Source organism: Agrobacterium rubi TR3 = NBRC 13261 (genome assembly GCF_000739935.1).
In the GTDB taxonomy this organism is placed as follows: domain Bacteria; phylum Pseudomonadota; class Alphaproteobacteria; order Rhizobiales; family Rhizobiaceae; genus Agrobacterium; species Agrobacterium rubi.
The window spans coordinates 195751-222071 of record NZ_BBJU01000014.1; the positions used below are offsets into that span (position 1 = coordinate 195751).

A 26321-nucleotide genomic window follows, 5' to 3' on the forward strand; every position below is an offset into this window, starting at 1 on the left:
GGGCTATTTTCCCCGGTTGGGCGAAGAAATGGCCCTGTCATTGGCCGCAGCGATGAAGTCGATGATCTCCAGCGCCTCAGGGCAATCCAGAAACTCGTCGCGAATGGCGGCAGCATTCGCCCGCACATTGCCTTCGCTTTCGAATATCTGCTTGTAGGCGCGGCGAACCTTGTGGATTTCCGCGCGCTCGATACCTGCACGTGTCATGCCAACGATGTTCAGGCCGCTGAGAAGGCCCGGATTTCCGTTCAGCATACCGTAAGGAATGACGTCATAGCTGACGGCCGAAAGGCCACCGATAAAAGCCTGACGACCAACGCGGGTGAACTGGTGAACGGCGGAACCGCCGCCCAGGATGGCGCGGTCCTCGATCGTGACATGGCCTGCCAGCATGACATTGTTGGAGAGGATAATGTTGTTGCCCAGACGGCAGTCATGCGCCACATGTGCATAGGCCAGAAACAGATTGTTGTTGCCAACAACCGTCGTGCCGCCATGCTCCACCGTGCCGGTGTTCATCGTCACCCCTTCACGGATGGTGCAATGCTGACCGATGACCAAGGTGGTATCGACGGCACTGTGATGCGCGCTCTGCGAGTCCCCGCCGATCACGGCAGAGGGCCAAATCTTGGTACCTTTGCCAACGGTCGTGCAACCCAGAACGACGACATGGCTGATCAGTTGGACATCTTCATGCAGCGTTACCTTCGGCCCGACATGGCAAAACGGACCCACGACGACGTTCTCGCCGATGACAGCGCCATCTTCGATGAAGGACATCGGATGAATTTTAGCCGAAGCCGCAATCTTGCTCATTGCTGATCCTCGGGGATCATCATCGCACCGATATCCGCCTCGGCCACCAGAACGCCGTCCACCTTCGCATCGCAATGGAATTTCCAGACATTGCCGCGCTGACGCTGCTTGACGACGTAAATCTCCAGCCGGTCACCCGGCACGACAGGCTTGCGGAAGCGGGCATTGTCTATGGTCATGAAATAGACGAGATGACCGCCGTCGCCCTGCTTGCGCGCACAGATCGCGCCAGCCGTTTGCGCCATCGCTTCCACGATCAAAACGCCTGGCATGATCGGGCGGTCTGGGAAATGGCCGGTGAAATGCGGTTCGTTGACCGTGACGTTCTTGATGCCGGTCGCCGAATTATCGGCATCGATATCGATGATCTTGTCGATCAGCAAGAATGGATAACGATGTGGCAGCAGCTTCATCACTTCGAGGATGTCAGCCGCGCCAAGCGTCGTTTTCGTCTCTTCAGACATTTTTCTCTCCTGTCTTCTTATCTCGCTCCTCGGCGCGCGCCAGCAATTCCGCCATGTCGCGCAGGAAATGTTTGAGAGGCCGCGCCGGAACGCCGCCGTATTTGGCACCGGCAGGTACGTCGGCGACAACGCCGCTCATGGCTGCAATCTGCGCGCCGTCGCCGATGGTGATGTGGCCGTTGATGCCGCTGGCACCGCCGATCATGACACCGTCGCCGATGCGCGTGCTGCCAGCGATGCCCACCTTGCTGACGATGCCGCAATGGCGACCGATGCGCACATTGTGGCCAATCTGAACCTGATTGTCGATTTTCGTGCCTTCGCCGATGACCGTGTCATCCATTGTCCCGCGATCGACGGTGGTGTTGGCACCGATCTCGACATGATCCTGAATGATCACGCGGCCGATCTGCACGATCTTGATCATGCCGCGGGGACCGGGCGCATAACCGAAGCCATCTTGCCCGATGCAAGCACCATTGTGAATGATGACGCTGTTGCCAATCAGAGCCGACAGAATGCTCGCGCCACCCGCAATCGTGCAGTCGCGCCCGATCTGGACATCCGCGCCAATGATCGCGCCCGGCCCGATGCGGGTACCCGAACCAATATGCACATTGGCACCGATGACAGCCAGCGGCTCGACAATCACGCCGGCCTCAAGCTTTGCAGTGGGATCGATATGCGCTGACGGAGAAATTTCTGCGTCCTGAACCACGATCGCCGATGGCTTCATGGCGGATGCGTGTAGCAGAGCACCAGCCTGAGCAAACACGGTGTGTGGATTTTTGCAAATCAATGCGGGAATATGCGCTGGCAAAAGGCTTTTCAGAGCTGCATCACAGATGATGGCTGCGGCTTCGCAGGTCAGCAGTTCTTCCCGGTTTTTTCGCGACAGAATGTAGCAGAGCTGGTCGGACTTTGCCCGATAGACAGGTGCTATGGAGCGCACCAGACGATCAGCAGCCGTCTCATCAGACAGTTCCGCCCCAAGACGGTCAACGATATCTCTCAATCGCATGCCTTCATGGGGCGGAAAAAAAGCATTATATTCCATCAACCGAATACTCCAGAACGTTCAAACTTGCAGTTCTGGACTGCCGATATCAGAAAGTGTTGGACATGCCAAACCGGAAGTTCTGCACTTCGTCGTAGTCTTCCTTCATGAACGGCACTGCGTAGTCTACGCGCAGAGGACCGAACGGAGAAGCCCACATCAGGCCGATACCGGCAGATGCACGGATCGAGCTGTCGTCTTTCACACCGGCGCTGTTGGCAACCTTGTTGCCGTAGAGCGTACCGGCATCAACGAAGCCAGCGAGACGAAGACCGAAGTCCTCGGGAACGCCTGGCATTGGTGCCGTGACTTCAGCAGAGGCAGCAAAGTATGTCGTGCCGCCAATTGCGTCATCGCCGATGCGTGGACCGATACCGTCATTTTCGAAACCACGGATCACGCGGCCACCGATCTTGAACTGATCGAAGACCAGCAGATTGTCACCAGTCGGTGCAACGTAACCAGCCTGGCCGGTCAAGGAGCCGATGATGTCATACTCGTCAGACAGCGTGTGATAGTAGCGAGCCTTGGCATAGATCTTGTAGTATTCGGAATCGCCACCCAGTCCGGCAAACTCGTTGGTCAACGCACCCTGCCAGCCTTCGCGTGGCATGTTGCGGTCATCGAGAGAGTTGTACGTCAGCGTGTTGGAGATAATCGACTGCGTCCAGTCCTTGCCATTGATCAGATCAACGTAAGGGGCAGCCAGATTTGTGTAGTTGCCACTTGCATCGACATCATCGAAGCCCGACTTGCCGTCATATTGAATCTGCTTGTAGGTATATTTGAACGTCGTCGCCAGATTTTCAGTAATAGGAGCGGTTACGCGAAGTGCGAAGCCCTGCTCGTCATAATCATAATAATCTTCGCTCGAGCTCTGGCTCTTGAACAGGTCGAAGCCTGCAGCAAGACGATATCCAAGGAAATAGGGCTCGGTGAACGAGAAGTTGTAGCTCCGCGCATCATCCTGACCTGCACCCGCTGCAATGCGGATATACTGGCCGCGACCGAGGAAGTTCTTTTCTTCGATCGATGCTTCGAGCAGCGCGCCATCGTTCTGAGAGTAACCAGCACCGATACCGAACGAGCCGGTTGCCTGATCTTCGACATCCACCACGATCACGACGCGGTCCGGGGCACTGCCCTGGGACGTGCCGATATTGACCTTGGAGAAATAGCCGAGAGCTTCCAGACGACGCTTTGCAGCCGTGATGATCGTCTGGTTGAAGGCGTCGCCTTCGCTGATGTCAAATTCGCGGCGGATAACATAGTCACGTGTACGGGTGTTACCGCGGATTTCGATACGCTCGACATAGGCGCGCTCGCCCTGGTCGACGATATAGGTAACACCGATGGTGTTGCCGTTCATGTCGCGGTCGCCACGGGGCGTAACACGGGCAAAAGGATAACCTTCAGCAGAAACGCGCTTGGAAATCGCTTCCATGCTCTGCTGAACTTCCTTGGCGCTATAGCCGGAGCCAGCCTTGGTTTCTACGAGGCCTTGCAACTGCGAACCATCGACACCAGGAACCGTGGACTCGACAGCAACATTACCGAATGCGTAACGCTGACCTTCATCAACAGTGATGGTGATCGTGTACTCGTTGGTCGCTTCATCCAGCACGGCGTCCGAAGACGTGACGCGGAAGTCGGCATAACCACGGTTGTAATAGAACTGGCGCAGCGCTTCTTCGTCAGCGCGCAGCTTGTCCTCATTATAGACATCCTTACGCGTCAGGAACGACAGCATGTTGGATTTCTTGGTGTTGAGAACGGCAGCAAGACGACCATCGCTGTAGGCATTGTTGCCGACGAAATCGATGCGGGCGATCTTGGTGCGCTCACCTTCGTTGATGACGAATGCGAGATTGACGCGACCCTGACCGACATTGACGACCTGCGTGGTCACCTGAACATCGCTACGACCGATGGCAGCATAGGCTTCCTTGATGCGGGCAATATCGGCCGTTACCAGTGTCTGGTCGTACGGGCCCAGAGACTGGGTCTGCACGATGCCCTGAAGCTTGTCGTCCTTGATCTTGCGGTTGCCGTTGAACACGACCTGGTTGACGAGATTGTTTTCACGCACCGTCACAACCAGCGTGCTGCCGGAAACGCTCATGCTGACATTGGAGAAATAGCCGGTCGCGTAAAGACGCTTGACCGATTCATCAATGTCGGCGTTGGAAAAATTACGACCGGGAGCAATGGTGATGTTGGAGCGAACTGCATCCGCACCGGCGCGCTCAGCGCCCCGCACATCAACGCGCTGGATCACCGCTGCATTTGCAACACCAGAAGAAGCAAGCACCCCCAGGACTGCGACGGAAGAAACACCAGCAGACAGCGCAACCGCCGACACCGCGTTCAAAAATCTTGAACCAGCCTTCATTTTCAATTCTTACCTTTTCCCGTTGTCCCTCAGCGGGCGGAACCCGACTCCGGCCATCTGCGTCGTTTTTACCTGCTTTTACTCTACAAGCAAGCCCGACGGTTAATTTCTATTTACTTCGCAAGCCACCGTGGCTCAATCGCCACTTTGGCATCAAAACAAGGTAAATGCCCCCTTAACAAAACAGCCTCAAAGCCACCTTTAGCCTATCAAGCTGCTGATATCATTCCATGTGGCGAAAACCATCAAACTGAAAATCATCGCCAGACCAATGCGGAATGCAACCTCCTGCGCACCCGATCCTAGCGGCCTGCCCCGCACCGCCTCGATGGCGTAAAACAGCAGATGGCCACCATCCAGAATCGGGACGGGCATTAAATTAAGAAGACCTATCGACACCGAAAGCAAGGCTGCAAGCTGAATTACCGCTGCAAAACCGAGCGATGCCATCTGACCTGATGCCTGTGCGACACGCACCGGCCCGCCCAACTGGTCAGCATTCATGCGTCCCGTGACGAGATTGCCGATGTAGGCGAAGGTTCCCGTCACCACATGGCCGGTCTCGCGAACGCCTTCGACCAGCGCCTCGGTGGGAGAATAAGTGACGTGGCGGAAGTTTCCGCGGGTCTGATCGGTGACGATACCGATGATACCCAGTTCCATCTTGTTGCCGAACTGGTCCTTGGTCTCGGTACGGGTCGGCACCATTGGCAGCGAAAGGTCCTGTCCGTTACGCTCGACCGTAACCGTGATCGGTGTACCTGGACGGATGGCGACATAGCGGCGAACATCTTCGAACGTCATGACCTTTTCGCCATCGATCGCGACCAGCCTGTCGCCTGCCAGCACACCGGCCGCCTGAGCTGCACTGTTTTCGCGGACCTCTGATACGATCGGGTCGGAAATCATGCGGCCGTAAATGGTGAAGAGAGCGGCGAATATCAGGATTGCCAGCAGGAAATTCGCAATCGGCCCGGCCGCAACAGTTGCGGCTCTTTTCCACAGCTTTGCGCCTGCCAGTGTTTGCGCACGCTCCTCAAGCGATAGATTGGCAAGGCCCTCGCTGTCCGGCTTGCTGGCAACATCATCGTCGCCAAAGAATTTGACATAGCCACCCAGCGGAATGGCTGAAATCTTCCAACGTGTGCCACGCTTGTCGGTAAAGCCGACAAGTTCGGGGCCAAAACCGACGGAGAAGGCAGTGGATCTGATGCCGCACCAGCGTCCGACGAGATAGTGGCCCATTTCATGAACGAAAACGAGGAGAGACAGAACCAGAATGAACGGCACCATATAACCGGTCAAGAAACCAACCGTCGCCGTTACCATATCCATAATTCAAGTCCTTCGTTTATTGCCTTCAAGCCATGATCAGAAGCCGGGCAGAATTCCGCCGCCTGATCCTGGCACATCACCGGTTATCGCCGCGTGAACAACAGCAATGAGGAATACGGTAAAGCAGGCAAAAACAAGTCCGTCAACCCGATCCATAAAGCCGCCATGACCGGGAATGAGATGGCTGGAATCCTTCACCTTGAAGCGACGCTTGATGAAGGATTCGAAGAGATCGCCGATCTGGCTGAAGACGGACAAAAGCAGCGCAAGTCCGAGAATGACCAGGCTGATGCGCCCGTGATAGCCCATCGAGACGGCGCCGCCCGCAACGACGCCAGAAACGGTGCCGCCGATCGCGCCGGACCATGTCTTGCCAGGAGAGATGGCCGGAGCCAGTTTCGGCCCGCCAATGGCGCGACCGACGAAATAGGCCAGAATATCGGTTGCCCAGACAACGGAAAAGACAAACATCATGGCTGCAAAGCCCGTCAGTTCCTCGCCACGGATCGCTGCCAGCGAAATGCCGCTGAGGCCAGCATAGACGATTCCGCCCACCAGCCACCAGTTCCGCCCGCGCAAAACCGGAAACAGCACCGCCGTCAACGTGAAGCCCGACAGCAAGGGGAGATCGAGCGACGGCTCACCGAAAATCGTGTTGCCGCTCATCACCGCCACGGAAAACCAGCCCCAGGCATAGCCGGTGGGATTGGTATCCGATAATTTGGTGATGGTGCTCCATTCGTAATAGAGCAGCAGAGACAGCAGACCGGCCACCAGACGAAACATCATCCCGCCATACCAAGTGGCGACGAGAATGACTGTGGCCATGACAATGGCGGATATGATGCGTAACCTGAGTTCGCGGCTCATCAGACGCCCGCCAGAGCGACTTGATCCGACAATCCGCCAAACCTGCGGTCGCGCGTCATATATTGATCAATGGCAGCAAAAAACGTCTTGCGGTCGAAATCCGGCCAGTAGTCCGGAATGAAAAGAAACTCGGAATAGGCTGCCTGCCACAACAGGAAATTCGACAGCCGCTCCTCGCCGCTGGTGCGGATGATGAGATCGGGATCGGGTATGCCCGCCGTATCCAGTCGGGCGGCAATCGCATCCGGGTTTATTGCAGATGGATCGAGCTTGCCCTCGGCTACGTCCTTCGCCAGCGATGCCGCAGCACGGGCAATTTCGTCGCGGGAGCCGTAATTGAACGCGATCACCAGCGTCAGCGCCGTATTTTCGCAGGTTCTCTGCTCGGCGTCGATCAGCAGGCTTTTAATGTCGTCTTTGAGGCCTGCCCTGTCACCGATAACCCGCACCCGGACATTTTCCTTGTGCAGATCGGCAAGGTCGCGGCGGATGAAGGCCTTCAATAAACCCAGCAGATCGGTGACTTCCGTTTCCGGCCTGCGCCAGTTTTCGGATGAAAATGCAAACAGCGTCAGATATTTGAGACCGCAATCGCCGGCGGCGCGCACGGTTTCCCTGACAGCTTCGACGCCACGCCGATGCCCCATGATACGCGGAAGCCCGCGCTGCTTTGCCCAACGCCCGTTGCCATCCATGATGATGGCAACATGCTCAGGGGGTGAGGAACGTGTAATGTCCGACATCTCGATCCAGTTTAAGCAGCACGGAATTGAAGGAAAACAGCGATAGGCTCGAGAGCCATCTACACCTGCATGATTTCTCTTTCTTTCTCTGCAAGCAAGCGATCAATTTCCGAAATGGTCTCATCCGTCATTTTCTGAACCTTGTCGGACTGCGCACGGCTTTCATCCTGACCGATGTCACCATCCTTTTCGGCTTTTTTCAGACCGTCCATACCATCGCGGCGGACGTGACGAATAGCGACCTTGGCCTTTTCCGCATAGTCATGCGCAACCTTGACCAGCGACTTGCGGCGCTCTTCGTTGAGCTCGGGCAGCGGAATACGCAGGTTTTGACCATCGACAATCGGGTTCAGACCGAGATTGGATTCACGGATCGCACGGTCGACAGCGCCAACCATCGACTTGTCCCAGATGTTGACACCCAGCATGCGCGCTTCAGGCACCGTTATGTTGGCGACCTGAGACAGCGGGACGCGCGAGCCATAGGCATCAACCGTGACGGGGTCGAGAATGTTGGCCGAGGCGCGCCCGGTGCGCAGCGATGCAATATCGCTCTTGAAGGCATTGATCGCGCCATCCATGCGACGCTTGATATCGTTGATGTCAGTACCACTCATATTCATACTCCGTCAGTTCTGGCCTTTAAGGCCTAATTTCACACCGTGGAATCAGCGCCCAGCCATCATTTGTCGTGCACGATGGTCTTGCGACCGCCGCCCGTCAATATTGCTGCAAAACCGCCCTTCTCGTGGATCGAGAAGACGATGATGGGAATGTGGTTTTCACGGGCAAGCGCGACAGCCGCGATATCCATGACCGCAAGTCCCTTGCCCAAGACTTCCGAATGAGTCAATTCGTCAAAACGGGTGGCGGTCGGATCTTTCTTCGGATCGGCCGAGTAAATGCCATCGACCTGCGTTCCCTTGAAGATCGCTTCTGCACCGATTTCGGCGGCGCGCAATGCGGCGGCCGAGTCCGTCGTGAAGAATGGATTGCCGGTGCCGCCTGCGAAAATCACGACGCGGCCCTGTGCAAGATGAGAGAGTGTCGCGCGCTGGGAGAAGCTTTCGCAAATCTCCGGCATGGCAATGGCCGACAGAACGACCGTATCGATGTCGAGCTTGCGCAGTGAGGTCGCCAAGGCCAATGCGTTAATGACGGTTGCCAGCATGCCCATGTGGTCGCCTGTTACCCGGTCGCCACCCTTGGAGGCGACAGCCACACCACGGAAGATGTTTCCGCCGCCGACGACGACGCCCACTTCGACGCCCATGGCGCGTGCTTCGGCAATATCAGAGGCAATGCGGTCTGCGACGGCAACGTCGATACCAAAACCCTGATCGCCCATGAGGGCTTCGCCCGACGCCTTGAGAAGAACACGTTTATAAAGCGGCTTGGAAGACATCATGACTCCTTAAAGCATGTCGCGGACAGTCACGCAGCAATTGCAGGGACGACATGCGAGATCGAGAGAGAACCGCAACGGCGAGCCAATCTGACACGATTGCCACGCGCTGCGAGGTATAACCGCATCGCGGATACACGAAGGGCACCGCGTTGTCACGCGATGCCCCGTAGTTTTCCCGTATTTGGGTAAATGGATCAGCCCTTGGCGACAGCAGCAACTTCTGCTGCGAAGTCGCTTTCTTCCTTCTCGATGCCTTCACCGAGAAGCAGACGCGCCATGCCCACGACTTCGATCTTGGCGCCAGCTTCCTTTTCGGCTTCCTTGACAGCGTCACCAACGGTGATGTCAGGGTTGATGACGAAAGCCTGCGACAGAAGAGCGACTTCTTCGAAGAACTTGCGCATACGACCGTCAACCATCTTTTCGATGATGGCTTCTGGCTTGCCGGATTCGCGAGCCTGTTCAATGAACACGTTGCGTTCGCGCTCTGCAACAGCAGCGTCAACTTCTTCAGCGCGGATAGCGAGCGGGTTGGTCGCAGCAATGTGCATGGCAACCTGACGGCCGATGGATGTCAGAACGGCCTTGTCACCTTCCGACTGCAGCGCAACGAGAACGCCCAGCTTGCCGATGCCGTCGCCTGCTGCGTTGTGAACGTAGGTCGCAACAACGCCGTGCTTGACTTCGAGCAGAGCGGAACGACGCAGCGCCATGTTTTCACCGATGGTGGCGATAGCGTCCTTGATGGTGTCGGTAACGTTCTTGCCAGTGGCTGGGTACGTCGCAGCAGCAACGGCTTCAACGGAACCGTCCGTCGTCAGGGCAACGGATGCAATGCCACGAACGATGTCCTGGAAGGCATCGTTACGGGCGACGAAGTCGGTTTCGGAGTTGACTTCAACGACAACGGCCTTGTGGCCGGCAGATGCGATACCAACGAGACCTTCGGCAGCTGTGCGGCCAGACTTCTTGTCGGCCTTGGCGATACCCTTGGCGCGCAGCCAGTCGATTGCAGCTTCCATGTCGCCGCCTGTTTCAGACAGCGCCTTTTTGCAATCCATCATGCCTGCGCCAGACTTCTCGCGCAGTTCCTTTACCATTGCGGCTGTGATTTCGCTCATTGTGTGCCTCTTGTCGGTTCGTCGGTCACGGCGCGGTTGCAGCCAGACCTCAATCGGATTTTTGGGAACGAATGTACCCGGAACTGTGACAGCCTGATGAAGAGGCCATCACGAATATCATAAACGTCACGCTTTGCCATGCGGGCGGCGTGGTTGAAACGAACAAGGCCGCCGAACTTTTCTAGTCCAGAACGGCCTTGTCTCGTCTCATGGAGAAGGCGGCATTGTCATGCCGCCCGTAGCCTTGATTATGCAGCAGGCGTCGCGCCTGCTTCGTCTTCGAGTGCTGGCTCGATCGGAGCTTCTTCGGAAGCGCCGATGTCACGACCGGACGAACCCTGCTGACGTGCGATACCGTCGATGGCTGCACGGGCAATCAGATCGCAATAGAGCGAAATGGCGCGCGACGCATCGTCGTTACCGGGGATCGGGAAGTCGATCTGGTCTGGATCGCAGTTCGAGTCGATGATCGCAACGACCGGAATGCCAAGACGCTTGGCTTCTTCGATAGCGATCTTTTCCTTGTTGGTGTCAACAATGAACATCAGGTCAGGAACGCCGCCCATATCGCGGATACCGCCGAGAGCCTTTTCAAGCTTTTCGCGTTCACGCTCAAGGTTCAGACGCTCTTTCTTGGAGTAGCCAGATGCGTCGGAGTTGAGGATTTCGTCGACCTTGCGCAGACGTGCGATCGAGTTCGAAATCGTCTTCCAGTTCGTCATCATGCCGCCGAGCCAACGCGAGTTGACGTAGTACTGAGCAGAACGCTTCGCACTGTCGGCGATGATTTCGGACGCCTGGCGCTTCGTGCCAACGAACAGAACGCGGCCGCCACGTGCAACCGTGTCAGACACGACCTGAAGGGCGCGCGACAGCAAAGGAACCGTCTGAGCCAAGTCGATGATGTGAATGTTGCTGCGGTCGCCGAAGATGTACGGCTTCATCTTTGGGTTCCAGCGGTGTGTCTGGTGACCAAAGTGAACGCCAGCTTCCAGAAGCTGACGCATAGAGAAATCGGGCAATGCCATGCCTAGTTATCCTTTTCCGGTTTAACCCCCGCGAAGCAAACAGCGTCATCAAGATGACACCACCGGGCGGAACGATCCGGATTTCTCCCGGAACATCCCAAGCTTCGCGTGTGGAATGGTGTGCCGCATACAGGCTGTTTGAACGAAACGCAAGTCAATATGCGTCAAATTGGTGAAATCGATCAGCGAACCGGCTGTTTGTCGCAGGTTTCAGGCTTGAGGATATCAAGCTTGGCCAGTTTTCCGGTCAGCACGAAGTCGCCATAATCCATCGTCAGATCGCGGGTGATTCCATTGTCATAGAGCTTGAACGACATGCGGTAGATCGGCAGGGAATCGGTGCCGGTCTTGTCATTGTAATAAGCGATGGTCACAGGCCAGAATGATGTCTTGGCGAAGTCTCCCGCCTTGCCGGCATCGACATCGCCATCAGCGGGCGCCTGCTGCTTGCCGACCAGGGTCGAGGTGATCAGGCTTTCATCGCCATCATCGGAACCATCGAAAACGCGGGATTCGAAAATACGTTTGCCGAGCTTTGCGTTCTCGATGACCTGCACCATGTGCTCCGTCGGGAACTCGCCCGCGACCAGATCGATCTTGCGCGCATCCGGCTTGGTCAGGTCGATTTTCATCGCACCGTTTTCATCTGCGGCAGAGCCCGTGACTTCCTTGTCCAGCTTGTCATCCGTGAACGACTTAGTCTCGAAGGTGAACTTTTTGGACGCCACGTCCTCGAAGGTCGTCGTCTGCTGGTCGGTCAGGCGAACGGCATCGCCCGTGTTGATCTGGGTGACGAAACGGAAGTCGGTCTTGTAGCCCTTGCAGGACGATCCGGTGAACTCATAGACCATTCTGCCGGTCATGCCTTCGATGCCGGAGCGATCCGAGGCATCCTTCAATTCCAGATCATAGACGGCACGGTGCGAGATCAAGTTGGGAACGGTGGCAGGCACAGCGCTTGCTACACCCGGCACCACCATAAAGGAGCCGGAAGCAAGTGCGATGGCAAGGTTCCTGACAAACATTCAATATCTCCTGTTGGACTCACCGCTCATATTGTACAAGCAACCGCCCGGCTTTTGGACATCATGATCTGTCTGCCGGATTTTTGAAAGATTTACAACAAAAGCGGAGACGAAAATGTCGGATGCCATCGAAGCTCGCCTCAAGGACTTGGGCTACACCCTGCCCGCCGCCGCAGCGCCTGCTGCAAATTACGTACCTTACACGATCAGCGGCAATCTGCTCTATGTTTCCGGCCAATTGCCGATGGAATCCGGCAAGATTGCGGTCACGGGTCATGTGGGTCGAGACGTCGATGTTGCGACTGCCCAGCGTGCCGCCGAACTGTGCGCCGTCAATATTCTGGCTCAGGTCAAAGCTGCACTTAATGGTGACCTGTCGAAAGTGCGTCGTATCTTGAAGCTGAACGGCTTTGTCGCCTCCGTGCCGGAATTCACCGAACAGCATCTCGTCATCAACGGCGCATCGAACCTCATCGCCAATGTTTTGGGCGAGGCAGGTAAACACGCCCGTGCCGCCGTTGGCATGGCCTCCCTACCCTTCAATGCCGCAGTCGAAATCGACGCCATCGTGGAAATCGACGTATGACACTGAAGCTTTCCTGGCTGACCGCTGAACCGGTCGCCCATCGTGGCTATCACGACCAGAACAAAACCGTGTGGGAAAACACCCTCACGGCCTTTTCCCGCGCCATCGATGCGGGCTTTGCCATCGAATGCGATTTGCAGCTGGCGTCCGATAGTGTGCCCGTCGTCTTCCACGATGACGAGATGACACGCCTCACCGGTATCAAGGGAGATGTCCGCGAGCGGACCTCTGGTGAGCTCGGCATGTTATCCGTCGGCCAGACCAAGGACCGGGTGCCGACCCTCAAGCAGCTCCTTAAACTTTGCGCCGGCAAAGTCCCGCTCGTGCTGGAACTGAAGGGCCGCAAGGGCGAAGGCATAGATGATGGCTTTGCCGAAGCGGTTCTGGAAGTTCTGGAAGGGTATGAAGGCCATGTCGCGTTGATGAGCTTCGATCATCATCTGCTGAAGGCTCTGAAGGCTGCCGGTTCGCCATGGCCTTTGGGCCTGACGGCAGAAGGCGCCAAGCCGGAAGACTTCTTCAAGCATGATGACGCCATGCAGATCGGCCTCGATTTCATCTCCTATGCATGGCCGCATCTGCCCAACAGCTTCATCGATGCCCAAAGAAAACTCGGTCTTCCCGTGATTACTTGGACCGTGCGGGATGAAACTGGGCGCGTGAATACCTATAAATATGCTGATCAAATGACGTTCGAAGGTTTCGATCCAAGAGAAAGCGTTACAGCCAGCGCATGAGCGAAGACTATTCCATTCGTGTAGAGCAGTCCTTCAGGGACATCGATCCGGAAAGCTGGAACAGGCTTTCCGGAACATCTAAATCTACGCGAACAGAAGACTATAACCCATTCATATCGCATGCTTTCCTGTCATCCATGGAAGAGTCCGGCTCCGCTACCGCCAAAACCGGCTGGCGCGGGCACCATCTTCTCCTGGATAATGGCGATGGTCGCCTGACGGGCGCAATGCCTGCCTATCTGAAGAGCCACAGCCAGGGCGAATATGTCTTCGACCATGGATGGGCGGATGCGCTGGAGCGGGCGGGCGGCCATTATTATCCCAAGCTGCAATGCTCGGTCCCGTTTACACCTGCGACCGGACCGAGGCTTCTGACGAATGGCATTGATGACGCTGCCTTCCGGCAGGTTCTAGCGTCCGGTCTGCGGCAGGTCACCGAAAAGATCGGCGTCTCCTCGTCCCACGTCACCTTCGCGCCGGATGATGACATCGACGCACTGGTGCAGGAAGGTTTTCTACCGCGCACGGATCAGCAATTTCACTTCATCAACAATGGTTATCGCGACCACGCCGATTTTCTCGACGCCCTTTCGTCGCGCAAGCGCAAGGGCCTCAAGAAAGAACGCCGCGCGGCACTTGAAAACGGCATCGAAATCGACTGGCTGACGGGCAGCGATCTGACCGAAGACATATGGGACCAGTTCTTTGCCTTCTATAAAGACACGGGCAGCCGCAAATGGGGTCGCCCCTACCTCACCCGGGAATTCTATTCGCTGATTGGCCAGCGCATGGCCGAAGACATCCTGCTCGTGATGGCAAAACGCGAGGGCCGCTACATCGCAGGCGCCATCAATTTCATCGGCGGAGAAGCGCTTTACGGCCGACATTGGGGCTGTATCGAGGATCACCCGTTCCTGCATTTCGAGGTCTGTTACCACCAGGCTATCGATTTTGCGCTGGCAAAGGGCCTGAAGCGTGTGGAAGCCGGTGCACAGGGTGAGCACAAGCTGGCGCGTGGATATACCCCAGTCACCACACGTTCCGCTCACTTTATCAACCATCCGGGCCTGCGCCACGCCATTGCGGATTATCTTCAGCGCGAGCGTGACGAGGTGGAGCAGATCGGTGACTATCTCGACGAGCACAGCCCTTTCCGCAAGGGCGAGCGCCCGGAAACAGACGACTGATTGCGCGAGAAGACGAGGAGAGATTTCATGACATCGGCCTATGACACCAACAACATATTCGCCAAAATTCTGCGTGGCGAAATCCCTTGTGCGAAAGTCTACGAAGATGACCACACGCTGGCCTTCATGGATGTCATGCCGCAAGCACCAGGTCATCTCCTCGTCATCCCAAAGGCAGGTTCCCGCAATATTTTGGATGCCGATCCTGCGGTCTTGGCAAAGACCATAACCGTGGTTCAGAAGCTTGCCATTGCCGCCAAGCAAGCCTTCGACGCAGACGGTGTCTACGTCGCCCAGTTCAACGAACCGGCCGCCGGGCAGACGGTGTTCCACCTGCACTTCCACGTGATACCGCGCAACGAAGCGGAGCCGCTGAAGCCGCACAGCGGCGGTATGGCCGATGGTGATGTGCTGAAGGCGCATGCAGAGAAGATCAAGGCTGCGCTTCCCTGAGTTTTCGTGCCTTTGCGATGGCTGATTATGGGCGCTGACCTAACGTCGCGGCGTCCCTCGTCTCGCTCTTCGGTGAAGACAAGTGTTCCAGCACCTTGCTCGCCAGCAGATAAGCCACAACAAACATAGCGATGCCGCCAAAGACATCGCTGAGGTGATGTCCGCCATGAGCCAGAATTGCGGGCACCATGGCTGTATTCAGAACGACTGCAAACGGAAAGACCCATCTGAACCGCGCCAGAAACACCGCGGACATACAGGCCATGACGGTGTGGAACGAGGGGAAACCGATCAGCCCGAGCACATTTGCGGGCGAGATATAGGTCGGCCCGTCACGACCGAGACGCAGAAGTTCCTCACCATATTGCGGTGTCACGCCCAATTCGATCTTCGACAGCAGGTCTGGCGACAGGGTGTAAAGCGTCGATGGCCCGAAGGTTGGAAACACGAACCAGACCACAATGCAGCCCATCACGCCCAGCACACCTGTCAGCAGAAAGTGCCACAAGGCGTTTGCTTTGCCGGAAAAGCCCAGGAGCAGAACAACGAAGACAAGCTGGGGCAGCGAACTAAAATAGACGTAAAACAGCGTCTTGGAAATCGCAGGCCATTCGGCCACCAGCGCGACAGCCTTTGGCCAACTATAGCCGACCATCGCATCGACTTGCACCAGCATACTGTCTGCGGGCGCGGTGCGGACCGGCAACAGCAAATAGTTGAAAACGGACGCCACGAGCGTGAAAAGGATGAACAGGCCAGACGCAGTCAGAGCCAGCGCGATTCGCTCTTCCCCACGGTGCATGCGGTAATATTGGCCACCGCCAATCAACGCCAAAGCCGCAGCCCCGGGAAGCGCATAGCCAAGCCAATCGATCGCCATGCCCTTTGCGACGATCAATATCGCATCTGCCAGAGCCAGGGCGACAACAACAAAAGCGAAGAAACGTTCGGCTGGCAACAATCGCATGGGCATCTCCCTTGCCGCGATCCTAACCAACAGGCCTGAAATTCACGTAAATGCGGAACTACCGCACATCGAGAACCAGCAGACCGACCGCCAGCAACAGGATCGGCACCAACACGCCGACCAACACCTTTTGCCGCGCCATCAGGAAGATGGCAAATCCAAGCGTCGCCGCACCGATGCGCAGCCACATGGGTGAATGTTCCAAAGTTCCCGTTGGAAAGACGATCAGCTTTGCCGTGACTGCCATCACCAGAGCCGTGGCGACGGCCCTCACCCAGTTCAGCGTTTCGGAACCCTCTTTCAAACGATTGCCAGCGATGACGCCCAGCCAACGCCAAAGGTCTGTCGCGAGCCAGCCCGCAATGGCAATGAAGAGATACGGCGCCCACCACGCGTCGGTCATCATGGTTCACCCTCCACCGATGCAGGATCGATCCTGCGGCGAAACCAGAAGCGATCGATGAGATAGGCAAGCGTGCCGCCGCCGATGCCAGCATAGAGAATATCGAATTCCGGTTCGATCACCGCAAACAGCGGACCGGCGATGACGCCAATCACGAAGGCGACCTTGACGACAGTATGCCGGGCAGTGGCCCATATGGACGAGATGAAATAGACCGGCGTCAGGAAGAACAAGACACCCGCAACGATGGGCGGAAAGGCCGCGACCAGGCCGTAGCAGATGCCGACGATCACGGCGTTGATGAGTGTCAACGTCATGCCGAAGCCGATGAACCATGCAACGCGCGCCTCGCGCGGAACCTTGCTGAGGTTCTGGGTCGCATAGACCCAGGCGGTGATGGCGACGAAGTGCGACAGGAAGAGCAAAATCCAGGTCGGCGTCTTTGCGGTTCGCATTTCCGGCACGATGGAGGCTACCATTGGCATCATGCGGATCGAGGAGAGAGTCACGACCAGAAAGCATGTCGCCAATCCAGCACCGCTTGTCATCGCCCCGATCAGGATCATCTTGGCAGGCAAGGCCCAAATGGTCAGCGTCATAAACACCGCTTCACCACGCGTGACACCGGATTCCAGAGCAAAGGCGCTAAACCCGACAAAGGAGGTCATGAGAATGAGGGCGGGCAGCGAAAAAATACCCTTCATGCCTCTGAAAAACCAGAGATAGAGGGGCTCCGCGTCGCTTTCTGAGGGCATGTCGGTTTCCGGTATCAAAACAACAAAGTGCCGGGCATAAACCCGGCACTGTCTAGATTATAAAACGAAGATTACTTCTTTTTCGGTACCTTAGGCACAGTGTTGGTCTTGCGAGGCGGCTTGGCAGCCTCGTTTGCCTTTTCCGTATCTAAGACGGCGACATCGACATCAGGCTCGGCTTTTTCAGCCTTCGATGTCTTCGCCTTGCCTTTTGCCTTGCTGACGGTTTTGGCAGCCTTCAGTTCTGCTTCCGGTTTGGGTTTGACAGAGGCGCTTTCCGAGACCACATCGAGTTTCAGCCCTTCAGTGCCATCATCTCTCTTGCCGATAGAAACATTGACCACGCCGCCCTTCTTGAGTTTTCCGAAGAGAATCTCGTTGGCGAGCGGCTTCTTGATGTATTCCTGAATGACACGACCCAGCGGACGGGCACCCATCTTCTCGTCGTAGCCTTTTTCCGCCAGCCAGCTGACCGCATCATCGTTCAGATCGAACGTGACGTTTCGCTCAGAAAGCTGCGTTTCCAACTGCATGACGAACTTCTGGACCACCTTGTGAATGACCGCAGTCGGCAATGGCGAGAACGGAATGATCGCATCCAGACGGTTGCGGAATTCCGGCGTGAACAGGCGGTTGAGAGCCTCCTCATCTTCGCCTGTGCGCTTGGACGAGCCGAAGCCGATGGCGGACTTCGCCATTTCAGACGCACCGGCATTGGTGGTCATGATCAGGATGACATTGCGGAAATCGATCTTCTTGCCGTTGTGATCTGTCAGCGAACCGTGGTCCATGACCTGCAACAGAATGTTGTAGATTTCCGGATGGGCCTTTTCGATTTCGTCCAGCAACACCACGCAATGCGGATGCTGATCGACGCCGTCTGTCAGAAGGCCGCCCTGCTCGAAGCCCACATAGCCGGGAGGTGCACCGAGCAGACGCGAGACCGTGTGCCGCTCCATATATTCCGACATATCGAAACGCAGCATTTCCACGCCAAGCGAAGCCGCAAGCTGCTTGGCCACTTCCGTCTTGCCCACGCCCGTTGGGCCAGAAAAGACGTAGGAGCCAATCGGCTTGTTGGGCTCGCGCAGGCCAGCGCGGGCGAGCTTGATAGCCGTTGACAGGGCCTCGATTGCCGTATCCTGACCATAGACCACGTAACGCAGTTCTTTTTCGAGATTGGCAAGAACCATCTCGTCGTCTTTCGACACCGTCTTGGCCGGAATGCGCGCCATCGTCGCGATCGTGACCTCGATTTCCTTTTCGGTGATCAACTTGCGACGTTTGGAGACTGGCAGCAGCATCTGCGCAGCACCCGTCTCATCGATGACATCGATGGCCTTATCCGGCAGCTTGCGGTCCGAAATGTAACGTGCCGACAGCTCTACCGCCGCCTTGATCGCCTCATTGGAATAGCGCAGGTGGTGATAGCTCTCATAATAGGGCTTCAGCCCCTTCATGATCTCGATGGCATCTTCGATCGAGGGCTCGTTGACGTCGATCTTCTGGAAGCGACGAACGAGCGCCCGGTCTTTTTCGAAGAACTGACGATATTCCTTATAGGTGGTCGAACCGATGCACCGGATTGCGCCGGATGACAAAGCAGGCTTCAGCAGATTGGACGCATCCATCGCGCCGCCGGAGGTAGCACCTGCGCCGATCACCGTGTGGATTTCATCGATGAAGAGAACTGCGCCTGGCGTCTCTTCAAGTTCCTTGACAACCTGCTTCAAACGCTCCTCGAAATCGCCGCGATAGCGCGTTCCCGCCAGCAATGTGCCGATATCCAGCGAGAAGATCGTATCGTTCTTCAACGCTTCAGGCACTTTGCCCTCAACGATGCGCTTGGCCAGACCTTCGGCGATGGCGGTTTTACCCACACCTGGGTCACCGACATAAAGCGGGTTGTTCTTGGAGCGACGGCACAGGATCTGGATGGTGCGGTTCACCTCGGCGTGGCGCCCGATCAGCGGATCGATTTTGCCGCCCTTGGCCTTTTCATTGAGGTTGACGCAATAGGCCTTCAGCGCGTCCTGCTGCTTCTTCGGCCCGGCAGAATCATCTTCGACGCCGCCACCACCACGAGTCGGCTTTGCCTCGTTCTCATTGTCTTCTGCACCGCGCGGCGCACGGGTCTGGGACGATCCGGGACGCTTGCCGATTCCGTGGGAAATATAGTTCACGGCGTCGTAGCGCGTCATTTCCTGCTCCTGCAGGAAATAGGCCGCGTGGCTTTCGCGTTCAGCGAAGATGGCAACAAGAACATTGGCACCGGTTACCTCTTCGCGACCGGACGACTGGACATGGATGACGGCACGCTGGATGACGCGCTGGAAACCTGATGTGGGCTTGGAGTCCTCATCATAACCCGTCACCAGGTTGGAAAGCTCGTTGTCCACATAATCGACGACCGTCTTGCGAAGGGCGTCGAGATCCACATTGCAGGCGCCCATGACGGCAGCCGCATCTGCGTCGTCCACCAGCGCCAGCAGCAGATGCTCCAGCGTGGCATATTCATGATGACGCTCATTTGCAAAGGTCAGTGCCTGATGCAGCGCCTTCTCTAGACTTGGGGAAAAAGTTGGCACGTTGCGATCCTCATTTCTTTTCCATGACGCACTGCAGCGGATGCTGGTGCTGTCGGGCGAAATCCATGACCTGGCTTACCTTCGTCTCTGCGACCTCATATGTAAATACCCCGCATTCGCCGACACCATGCTGGTGTACTCGCAACGTGATGCGGGTCGCACTTTCCCGGTCCATCTGGAAAAAGCGCTCAAGAATGTGAATAACGAACTCCATGGGAGTATAGTCGTCGTTCAACAAAAGAACACGGTAAAGATTGGGTTTTTTCGTCTTCGGTTTGGTGCGCGTAATTACGGAGGTGCCGCGGTTTGCGCCGCCGTCTTCCCCTTCATTCTCGCCCTGCATGTCGATCGACTTGGCGATCATCTCTCATCATTCTCCAGATCGGACTCGCAGTCACGTTTCGGTCACGCGAGCCTGTATTTCGCTTAACCATATCTAGGTCTTCTCGCGCCGATTTTAAGCCCCCTGTGGCGCAGTGCAATCACTAATACGTTCATGACAGGCGAAGTCAGGTCGGATTTTCGCAAACTGACCTTTAGATGGCCACTGAACATTAAAGCGGCGCACAAATACGGCAAGCGAATCAAATACCCAATGTCAGTGGCAGGGAGCAACTATCGTGGAGAACTGGTTTTTCGTAGAAAGAGTCACCAGTGAGATTCACATACTCTCACGTAAACGGTGACACGCTGCAAAGGCTGATCGTCAAAAAACCAAAACATGCCTCGGCCGCCCATATTGGTAGCCTGAACGGTGGAGCAACCGTTCAAGACGACACCCGCGAAATTGCGCTTTACTCGAGCCACGATGATAAAACCGGAGACGAAAGTATCCAATCTCTAAATCACTCGCCAGACAAGGTATCGTTTTGTCAGTCCGGTGGGGGATGTGCGAGCTGATGGACTGAACTATTTGGAACGGTAGAGCGCGAAACCTCAGCCAATCGAACAAACAAAATACACGCCTGAAAAACGGCGGCATGTTGCCTCTAGCAAGTGTAGAAATTTCAGATGCTATTTGATCTCCCAGACCCCGACACCCTCTATGCAGCTCTACTTGCACGAAATGAATGTTTCGATGGGCAAGCCTTCGTGTGTGTCTCATCCACCGGCGTTTTTTGCCGTCTGACGTGTCCTGCTCGTAAGCCGAAGCGGGAGAATTGTACATTTTATCCAACGATCGGCGAATGCATTGAGGCTGGCTTTCGCCCCTGCAAGCGTTGCCATCCTCTTCAGGCGGCTGCACTAGCCGATCCCGCGATTGCCGCCCTCTTACATGCTCTGGACACGCGGCCGAACCTCCGTTGGTCTGAAGACCACGTGATCAGGCTTGGTTATGACCCTTCAACCATTCGGCGAAGCTTTAGACGTCAATTTGGAATGACATTCCTGGAAATGGCGCGTCAACGGCGCCTCCGCGAGGGGTTCAAGACTCTGGCTGTCGGCGGAAAAGTCATCACGGCTCAGCATGAGGCCAGCTTTGAATCTGCCAGCGCATTTCGCGCCGCTTTTGCTCGTCTGCTCGGCCAATCTCCATCTGAGTTGCGATCGGATAAGCTGCTGCAGGCAACATGGATACCGACGCCGCTCGGCGACATGATCGCCGTCAGTAGTCGAAGCCATCTTCATCTTTTGGAATTCGTGGATCGAAAAGGCCTCCCTGCGGAGCTTACGAGATTGCAGCAAACCTCCAAGGAGGGAATCGGTATCGGCTGCATGCCTCCCTCAGAGCAAGCTGCGGCGGAACTCATTGAGTATTTTGCTGCCCGTTGCGACAGGTTTTCAACACCACTAGCGGTGCCTGCCAGCCCTTTTACTCAACGAGTATGGGATGCGTTGCGCGAGATACCGGCTGGCGAAACCCGAAGCTATTCTGAAATTGCCCGCCAAATCGGTCGCCCAACGGCAATTCGGGCGGTGGCACGTGCCAACGGTGCCAACCAAATCGCGCTGATGATTCCTTGCCATAGAGTCATTGGAGCAGATGGATCTCTGACCGGATATGGCGGCGGCCTTTGGCGTAAACAGCGGCTGATCGAAATCGAACGACAACTCAAAATATTAAACAAGGAACACGTTGAGTGACATCCCAAATCGAAAATGCCCAGTATTTCCGAAGCCTACATACGCCTCAAGCCCCGCTATTTCTGTACAATATCTGGGATGCTGGGAGCGCAAAGGCCGTTGAACGCGCTGGTGCAATGGCTGTTGCGACCAGTAGCTGGTCCATGGCTGCTGCTCAAGGTTATGCAGATGGCGAACAGCTTCCTTTCGAGGATATGCTGGCAGTCGTCACGAGGATAGCAAAATCGGTGAACGTGCCTGTCACCGTCGATTTTGAGAGTGGATACGCCTCCGATCCTGAGACCGTCGAACAAAACGTCCGCAAATTACTAGAACTCGGCATTGTCGGATTCAATTTTGAGGACCAGATCGTGGGTGGAACCGGTCTTTATAGTATTGATGATCAGGTCTCTCGGATACGTGCTGCTCGCCGAGCTGCCGACTCTTCAGGCGTTCCAGCGTTCATCAATGCCCGGACGGACGTTTTTTTAAAGGTTGATCAGGCAACCGCGCACGCTCATTTAATCGAGGAAGCTCTTGTCCGCGAGAAAGCATATACATTGGCTGGTGCTGACGGCTTTTTCGTCCCTGGACTGATAGATACAGTGTTAATCCATCAGGTCTGTGAAGCAGCAACATTGCCCGTAAACATCATGACGGCAGTAAGCGACCTTAAAGCGAGTGAACTATCAGCGTTGGGTGTCGCTCGCATCAGCTTAGGATCGGCACCATATGTCACTCTCATGTCAACCATTGAAAAAGAAGCAAGCGCACTCCTGTAATTTGAACGACCGTGCCAGGCTGTAACATATGCCCGTACCCCTTTAATGTCAGGGCCGTAAAATGTCCGCTTCATGGAATCATTCGTCGCCTCAGCGTCACAGCTACGGCGTGCTCGATGGTTTCCACCTCCATCTTGCGACAGATAGCCTCGACCAGATAGTTGATCGTTCGGCTGGTCAGCGCCATTGTCGTGCCAATGCTCTCGAAACTGTGGCCTTCCATAGCCAATGACATCACCTGTTTTTCAAGCATGGACAAAGGCTGTCTTTTTTGTACTCCGTTCCCGACAAGGATGGTCAGGCGGGCATGGGCGTGGAACATCAGAACGTTCAATCGTTCGATATCATCGACGTCGAGATGGGGCCTGTCACCTGCAAATCCGATGAGCCGGGGCGCTCCTGAAATTCCCAGAGCGGGAAACGTTGCTCCGCGCACCATGCGAGCTCCGCGAAACACGGCGGCGGCATCTGGTGTTATGCAATCATGGGACTCGATTTCCGCCATGTCCCACAACTCAGGCCCGAGACTGCCCGGAGACTGAATGAAGATCGACGCATAATAAGCGAGGCATTCGTCCAGTTCATAAAACAGGGAGGCCGCGATATTGGAGGGAAAGAGAAAAGAGATCGGCTCTTTTTCCTCCAGACGCGATGTGTCGAGGACGTAATAGCATCGAAAATCGAACAGCTGCTGTATCTCGGCCAGAACACAGCCCACCTCTTCCACTGTGGTGGTTTTTTGCAGCCTGATGAGCAGGTCCTGAGAAATTTTGGCGCCTCTGGATCAAGAGAATGGCCGTCCGTTCTATCACGGTCCGGCTCAGCGGTCAGCACTATGAGGTGGTCTTGCTTTGATGCAGCCTATTGGTGCGCGCGAGGCCTGTCAATTTTCACTGTCGAGCATTTCACGCACGGCGACAGCCAGTTGCTTTAGTGAAAACGGCTTTGGCAGGAAGCCGAACTTGGCGTCGGCTGGCAGATTCTTGGCAAACGCATCCTCGGCATAACCGGACACGAAGATGAACTTCATATCGGGATAGGTCTTGCGAAGCTCCCGTAGCAGGGACGGGCCATCCATCTCAGGCATGACCACATCTGAAACGACGATATCGACCTTGCCGTCCAACTCCTCCAGCACCTCCAGTGCCTCCGTGCCGGAGCCTGCCTCGTGAACCGTATAGCCGCGCGTTTCCAGCATGCGCTTGCCGCCACGGCGCACGGCCTCTTCGTCTTCCACCAGAAGAACGACTGCGGATTTGCCGGTCAGATCGAGCGGCTCGTCTTTGGCTGCTGCGTCCTTGGCGGCGGCAGCTGCGACAGCCTCTTTCAGCGCCTCTCCTTCGAGCGGTGCAACCACTTCCACGATGTGGCGCGGCAGGAAGATGCGAAAAGCGGTTCCCTTGCCCACTTCCGAATCCGGATAGATATAGCCGCCGGACTGCTTGACGATGCCGTAGACCATCGACAGGCCGAGGCCGGTACCCTTGCCGACTTCCTTGGTGGTAAAGAAGGGTTCGAAAATCTTGTCCATGATCTCAGGCGGAATGCCGGTGCCGGTGTCTGCGACCTCGATCATGACCAGATCTTCCGTGGGAAGGTCGGCACGCCCAAGCGCGAAGACGTCGTCGGCCGTCATGTTGCGGGTGATGATCTTGATCTTGCCGCCTTGCGGCATGGCATCGCGCGCGTTGACGCACAGGTTGATCAACACCTGTTCAAACTGCGATAGATCGGTCTTCACAGGCCACAGGTCACGACCATAGTCCACGTCGAGCTTGACGTTGGTGCCTGAAATCAAGCGATCGACCAGCATCCGCAGATCGCCGATGACATCGGTGAGGTTCAACACGGCCGGGCGCATGGTCTGCTTGCGCGAAAAGGCCAGCAACTGCCGCACGAGAACAGCGGCGCGGTTGGCGTTGCGCTTGATTTCCATCAGGTCGGCAAAGCTGGCATCGGCAGGACGTGCCTGAAGCAGCAAATGGTCGGACGACAGCAGAATGGCGGTCAGCACATTGTTGAAGTCATGCGCAATACCGCCAGCCAGCGTGCCCACAGCATTCATCTTCTGCGTTTGCGCCATCTGCGTTTCGAGCGCTTTCTGCTCTGTCACCTCGATGGCGTAGACGATGGCGACCTCTTCCGGCGCCTCGTCATCCTGATCGATCACAGCGTGAACATAGAAGCGGAAATGTCGCGCCTCATCGGTCGGGTGGCGCGAATCAAATGGCGGGATATCGCCTTGGCGATCTTTCGCCGCATTGATGGCCTCCAGCAGCTTCGGCTTGTCATTATCGAGCAGAACGGCATCGAGAACCACACCATTATCGATATCATCGCGCCCGACGACGCCCGAAAACAATTTCAGGAACGGCGCGTTGGTGCGCAAGATCCGCCCGTCACCATCCAGAGACGCAATCGCCATCGGTGTGTTGTTGAAGAAGCGCGTAAACCGCATGGCCGACGCGGACTCGGCATTTTCCTTGCCCTTGGCGCGCATCAGCACGATGGTGCGGCTTTCGCCTGGCGCACCGTCACGCGCGGCGGTAACCTCATGCACCAAACGGGCCGGCATGCTTTGACCGTTGACGCGACGCATATCCAGATCGAGCATTTCCGTACGCTTGGCACCGGCCTGCGGCTGGACGGATTCGATGAGCGCCATGCCCTCGCCCGCAACGATATCCGAGACCGTCAGCGAACCGGGTGAAAACTGCGCCAAATCGATCCCCAGCCACTGCGACAGCGTGGCGTTGAGATAAACGATCTCGCCTTTCTTACCCGCAGAAAAGAAACCCGCAGGCGCGTGGTCGAGGTAGTCGATGGCGTTTTGCAGTTCGCGGAAAAACCGTTCCTGATCTTCTCGCTCGGTGGTGATATCGGCAATCTGGAAGACGTGGAGGTCGTTACCGCTGGCATCTTTCAGCAAACGCGCCTTCAGGCGGTACCAGTGCGGACCGGACTGCGATGGCGCGGAACTCAACGGCTTCAGCAGACGAAACTCTTCGTAACCGTCTTTACCATCGCGCAGACCGTTGATGAGACGATAGAGAGCCTCTGTGGACTCACGGTCCCGAGACAGCAGCGTTTCGAGGCTTTGAATTTCGGTTGCCTTGGTTGCGCCGGTCATCTCGCAATAGGTGGCGTTGGCATAGACCAGCCGCCCTTTCGGATCGGTGATCAGCGTGCCATCCGGGTTGGACGACAGAAACCGCCGCGCCATTCCATCGGATTGGGATTGCGGCATGACCTCGATGAAGCCGATGGCCGACGACACCAGAAAGAAAATACCCAGCATCGCCAGAATACCGAGAATGCCGAGCACGACCTCGTTTTCCAGCGAATTCTTGAAATAGACGAAACCGACGGCGGCAGCGACGAGAACGAGGGCGAGGAGCAATATCCGCAAAAGGGTGCCGGACCTGGCCCGCCTGTCCACCAACGGGAAGTCATTGTCGCTGGCTTGGCTCACCTTGGTCATTGAGGCTCTAACCCTTGCAGTTTAGCCGATCCCTGTGCATTCGAAGGCAAAACCTCGAA

General features: G+C 56.3%; 25 protein-coding genes. 6 read left to right on the forward strand and 19 right to left on the reverse strand.

Annotation, left to right across the window (positions count from 1 at the left end; translation table 11 throughout):
* Nucleotides 1-3 precede the first annotated feature (3 nt).
* From lpxA to RRU01S_RS12135, 12 genes are all read right to left on the reverse strand, one after another.
* Nucleotides 4-816 (reverse strand): acyl-ACP--UDP-N-acetylglucosamine O-acyltransferase, encoded by an 813-nt coding sequence (gene lpxA / locus RRU01S_RS12080; protein WP_045230516.1) that lies wholly within the window; start codon nt 814-816, stop codon nt 4-6.
* Nucleotides 813-1280: a 3-hydroxyacyl-ACP dehydratase FabZ gene (gene fabZ / locus RRU01S_RS12085; RefSeq protein WP_045230517.1), complete on the reverse strand. Its 468-nt coding sequence runs from the start codon at nt 1278-1280 to the stop codon at nt 813-815. The genes lpxA and fabZ overlap by 4 nt, the downstream gene beginning before the upstream one ends.
* Complete coding sequence (lpxD, locus tag RRU01S_RS12090) at nt 1273-2337, reverse strand: UDP-3-O-(3-hydroxymyristoyl)glucosamine N-acyltransferase (RefSeq protein ID WP_045230518.1); 1065 nt, start codon at nt 2335-2337, stop codon at nt 1273-1275. Before lpxD ends, fabZ begins: the two co-directional genes overlap by 8 nt.
* A gap of 49 nt (nt 2338-2386) precedes the next feature.
* Nucleotides 2387-4729, reverse strand: coding sequence for an outer membrane protein assembly factor BamA (gene bamA, locus RRU01S_RS12095; protein WP_045230519.1), 2343 nt, complete (start codon nt 4727-4729; stop codon nt 2387-2389).
* Between the two features lie 201 nt (nt 4730-4930).
* A complete protein-coding gene (rseP, locus tag RRU01S_RS12100) occupies nt 4931-6064 on the reverse strand; it encodes an RIP metalloprotease RseP (RefSeq protein ID WP_045230520.1) in 1134 nt (377 codons plus the stop codon).
* 36 nt (nt 6065-6100) lie between these two features.
* Entirely contained in the window at nt 6101-6934 is an 834-nt protein-coding gene (locus RRU01S_RS12105) for a phosphatidate cytidylyltransferase (RefSeq protein WP_045230521.1), read from the reverse strand.
* On the reverse strand, nt 6934-7677 hold the full coding sequence (locus tag RRU01S_RS12110; protein WP_045230522.1) for an isoprenyl transferase: 744 nt from the start codon (nt 7675-7677) through the stop codon (nt 6934-6936). The genes RRU01S_RS12105 and RRU01S_RS12110 overlap by 1 nt, the downstream gene beginning before the upstream one ends.
* A 59-nt stretch (nt 7678-7736) precedes the next feature.
* A complete protein-coding gene (gene frr, locus RRU01S_RS12115; RefSeq protein WP_045230635.1) occupies nt 7737-8294 on the reverse strand; it encodes a ribosome recycling factor in 558 nt (185 codons plus the stop codon).
* Nucleotides 8295-8359: 65 nt separating this feature from the next.
* The gene (pyrH, locus tag RRU01S_RS12120) at nt 8360-9082 is read right to left on the reverse strand and encodes a UMP kinase (protein ID WP_045230636.1); all 723 of its coding nucleotides are present in this window, start codon (nt 9080-9082) and stop codon (nt 8360-8362) included.
* A gap of 197 nt (nt 9083-9279) precedes the next feature.
* Complete coding sequence (gene tsf, locus RRU01S_RS12125) at nt 9280-10206, reverse strand: translation elongation factor Ts (RefSeq protein ID WP_045230523.1); 927 nt, start codon at nt 10204-10206, stop codon at nt 9280-9282.
* Between the two features lie 248 nt (nt 10207-10454).
* Nucleotides 10455-11234 (reverse strand): 30S ribosomal protein S2, encoded by a 780-nt coding sequence (gene rpsB, locus RRU01S_RS12130; RefSeq protein ID WP_045230524.1) that lies wholly within the window; start codon nt 11232-11234, stop codon nt 10455-10457.
* A gap of 182 nt (nt 11235-11416) precedes the next feature.
* Nucleotides 11417-12259, reverse strand: a complete 843-nt coding sequence (locus RRU01S_RS12135) for a cell envelope integrity EipB family protein (RefSeq protein ID WP_045230525.1) — start codon at nt 12257-12259, stop codon at nt 11417-11419.
* 115 nt (nt 12260-12374) lie between these two features.
* Here RRU01S_RS12135 and RRU01S_RS12140 point away from each other — a divergent pair, with 115 nt between their 5' ends.
* The 4 genes from RRU01S_RS12140 to RRU01S_RS12155 are packed head-to-tail and all read left to right on the forward strand — an operon-like array spanning nt 12375 to nt 15222.
* Complete coding sequence (locus tag RRU01S_RS12140; protein WP_045230526.1) at nt 12375-12845, forward strand: RidA family protein; 471 nt, start codon at nt 12375-12377, stop codon at nt 12843-12845.
* Nucleotides 12842-13582 (forward strand): glycerophosphodiester phosphodiesterase family protein, encoded by a 741-nt coding sequence (locus RRU01S_RS12145; protein ID WP_045230527.1) that lies wholly within the window; start codon nt 12842-12844, stop codon nt 13580-13582. The genes RRU01S_RS12140 and RRU01S_RS12145 overlap by 4 nt, the downstream gene beginning before the upstream one ends.
* Nucleotides 13579-14769, forward strand: a complete 1191-nt coding sequence (locus tag RRU01S_RS12150; RefSeq protein ID WP_045230528.1) for a GNAT family N-acetyltransferase — start codon at nt 13579-13581, stop codon at nt 14767-14769. Before RRU01S_RS12145 ends, RRU01S_RS12150 begins: the two co-directional genes overlap by 4 nt.
* 27 nt (nt 14770-14796) lie before the next feature.
* The gene (locus RRU01S_RS12155) at nt 14797-15222 is read left to right on the forward strand and encodes an HIT family protein (RefSeq protein WP_045230529.1); all 426 of its coding nucleotides are present in this window, start codon (nt 14797-14799) and stop codon (nt 15220-15222) included.
* Nucleotides 15223-15247: 25 nt separating this feature from the next.
* Here the strand turns inward: RRU01S_RS12155 and RRU01S_RS12160 are convergent, their stop codons facing one another.
* The 5 genes from RRU01S_RS12160 to clpS form a co-directional block, all read right to left on the reverse strand.
* Complete coding sequence (locus tag RRU01S_RS12160; protein WP_045230637.1) at nt 15248-16189, reverse strand: phosphatase PAP2 family protein; 942 nt, start codon at nt 16187-16189, stop codon at nt 15248-15250.
* Between the two features lie 58 nt (nt 16190-16247).
* Nucleotides 16248-16595 carry an AzlD domain-containing protein gene (locus RRU01S_RS12165; RefSeq protein WP_045230530.1) on the reverse strand — a complete coding sequence of 116 codons (348 nt, stop codon included), beginning with the start codon at nt 16593-16595 and terminating at the stop codon, nt 16248-16250.
* Nucleotides 16592-17347, reverse strand: coding sequence for an AzlC family ABC transporter permease (locus RRU01S_RS12170; RefSeq protein WP_045230531.1), 756 nt, complete (start codon nt 17345-17347; stop codon nt 16592-16594). Before RRU01S_RS12170 ends, RRU01S_RS12165 begins: the two co-directional genes overlap by 4 nt.
* Nucleotides 17348-17418: 71 nt before the next feature.
* Nucleotides 17419-19935, reverse strand: a complete 2517-nt coding sequence (clpA, locus tag RRU01S_RS12175; RefSeq protein ID WP_045230532.1) for an ATP-dependent Clp protease ATP-binding subunit ClpA — start codon at nt 19933-19935, stop codon at nt 17419-17421.
* A gap of 10 nt (nt 19936-19945) precedes the next feature.
* On the reverse strand, nt 19946-20299 hold the full coding sequence (gene clpS, locus RRU01S_RS12180) for an ATP-dependent Clp protease adapter ClpS (RefSeq protein ID WP_045230533.1): 354 nt from the start codon (nt 20297-20299) through the stop codon (nt 19946-19948).
* 647 nt (nt 20300-20946) lie between these two features.
* Between clpS and RRU01S_RS12185 the strand changes: the two genes are divergently transcribed.
* Both RRU01S_RS12185 and RRU01S_RS12190 read left to right on the forward strand, forming a co-directional pair.
* On the forward strand, nt 20947-22020 hold the full coding sequence (locus RRU01S_RS12185; RefSeq protein WP_045230534.1) for a bifunctional transcriptional activator/DNA repair enzyme AdaA: 1074 nt from the start codon (nt 20947-20949) through the stop codon (nt 22018-22020).
* Nucleotides 22017-22781 (forward strand): isocitrate lyase/PEP mutase family protein, encoded by a 765-nt coding sequence (locus RRU01S_RS12190; RefSeq protein WP_045230535.1) that lies wholly within the window; start codon nt 22017-22019, stop codon nt 22779-22781. The genes RRU01S_RS12185 and RRU01S_RS12190 overlap by 4 nt, the downstream gene beginning before the upstream one ends.
* Before the next feature lie 70 nt (nt 22782-22851).
* On the opposite strand, the gene RRU01S_RS12195 is transcribed toward RRU01S_RS12190, so the two are convergent.
* Together RRU01S_RS12195 and cckA are read right to left on the reverse strand one after the other, a co-directional pair.
* The gene (locus RRU01S_RS12195) at nt 22852-23508 is read right to left on the reverse strand and encodes a helix-turn-helix transcriptional regulator (protein ID WP_045230536.1); all 657 of its coding nucleotides are present in this window, start codon (nt 23506-23508) and stop codon (nt 22852-22854) included.
* A 156-nt stretch (nt 23509-23664) separates the two neighbouring features.
* Nucleotides 23665-26262, reverse strand: a complete 2598-nt coding sequence (gene cckA, locus RRU01S_RS12200; protein WP_045230537.1) for a cell cycle histidine kinase CckA — start codon at nt 26260-26262, stop codon at nt 23665-23667.
* Nucleotides 26263-26321: the final 59 nt, after the last annotated feature.

Coding starts and splice junctions, on each gene's coding strand:
- lpxA (WP_045230516.1), bottom strand. CDS start 816: ATGAGCAAGATTGCGGCTTCGGCTAAAATTCATCCGATGTCCTTCATC.
- fabZ (WP_045230517.1), bottom strand. CDS start 1,280: ATGTCTGAAGAGACGAAAACGACGCTTGGCGCGGCTGACATCCTCGAA.
- lpxD (WP_045230518.1), bottom strand. CDS start 2,337: ATGGAATATAATGCTTTTTTTCCGCCCCATGAAGGCATGCGATTGAGA.
- bamA (WP_045230519.1), bottom strand. CDS start 4,729: ATGAAGGCTGGTTCAAGATTTTTGAACGCGGTGTCGGCGGTTGCGCTG.
- rseP (WP_045230520.1), bottom strand. CDS start 6,064: ATGGATATGGTAACGGCGACGGTTGGTTTCTTGACCGGTTATATGGTG.
- RRU01S_RS12105 (WP_045230521.1), bottom strand. CDS start 6,934: ATGAGCCGCGAACTCAGGTTACGCATCATATCCGCCATTGTCATGGCC.
- RRU01S_RS12110 (WP_045230522.1), bottom strand. CDS start 7,677: ATGTCGGACATTACACGTTCCTCACCCCCTGAGCATGTTGCCATCATC.
- frr (WP_045230635.1), bottom strand. CDS start 8,294: ATGAGTGGTACTGACATCAACGATATCAAGCGTCGCATGGATGGCGCG.
- pyrH (WP_045230636.1), bottom strand. CDS start 9,082: ATGTCTTCCAAGCCGCTTTATAAACGTGTTCTTCTCAAGGCGTCGGGC.
- tsf (WP_045230523.1), bottom strand. CDS start 10,206: ATGAGCGAAATCACAGCCGCAATGGTAAAGGAACTGCGCGAGAAGTCT.
- rpsB (WP_045230524.1), bottom strand. CDS start 11,234: ATGGCATTGCCCGATTTCTCTATGCGTCAGCTTCTGGAAGCTGGCGTT.
- RRU01S_RS12135 (WP_045230525.1), bottom strand. CDS start 12,259: ATGTTTGTCAGGAACCTTGCCATCGCACTTGCTTCCGGCTCCTTTATG.
- RRU01S_RS12140 (WP_045230526.1), top strand. CDS start 12,375: ATGTCGGATGCCATCGAAGCTCGCCTCAAGGACTTGGGCTACACCCTG.
- RRU01S_RS12145 (WP_045230527.1), top strand. CDS start 12,842: ATGACACTGAAGCTTTCCTGGCTGACCGCTGAACCGGTCGCCCATCGT.
- RRU01S_RS12150 (WP_045230528.1), top strand. CDS start 13,579: ATGAGCGAAGACTATTCCATTCGTGTAGAGCAGTCCTTCAGGGACATC.
- RRU01S_RS12155 (WP_045230529.1), top strand. CDS start 14,797: ATGACATCGGCCTATGACACCAACAACATATTCGCCAAAATTCTGCGT.
- RRU01S_RS12160 (WP_045230637.1), bottom strand. CDS start 16,189: ATGCGATTGTTGCCAGCCGAACGTTTCTTCGCTTTTGTTGTTGTCGCC.
- RRU01S_RS12165 (WP_045230530.1), bottom strand. CDS start 16,595: ATGATGACCGACGCGTGGTGGGCGCCGTATCTCTTCATTGCCATTGCG.
- RRU01S_RS12170 (WP_045230531.1), bottom strand. CDS start 17,347: ATGCCCTCAGAAAGCGACGCGGAGCCCCTCTATCTCTGGTTTTTCAGA.
- clpS (WP_045230533.1), bottom strand. CDS start 20,299: ATGATCGCCAAGTCGATCGACATGCAGGGCGAGAATGAAGGGGAAGAC.
- RRU01S_RS12185 (WP_045230534.1), top strand. CDS start 20,947: ATGCTATTTGATCTCCCAGACCCCGACACCCTCTATGCAGCTCTACTT.
- cckA (WP_045230537.1), bottom strand. CDS start 26,262: ATGACCAAGGTGAGCCAAGCCAGCGACAATGACTTCCCGTTGGTGGAC.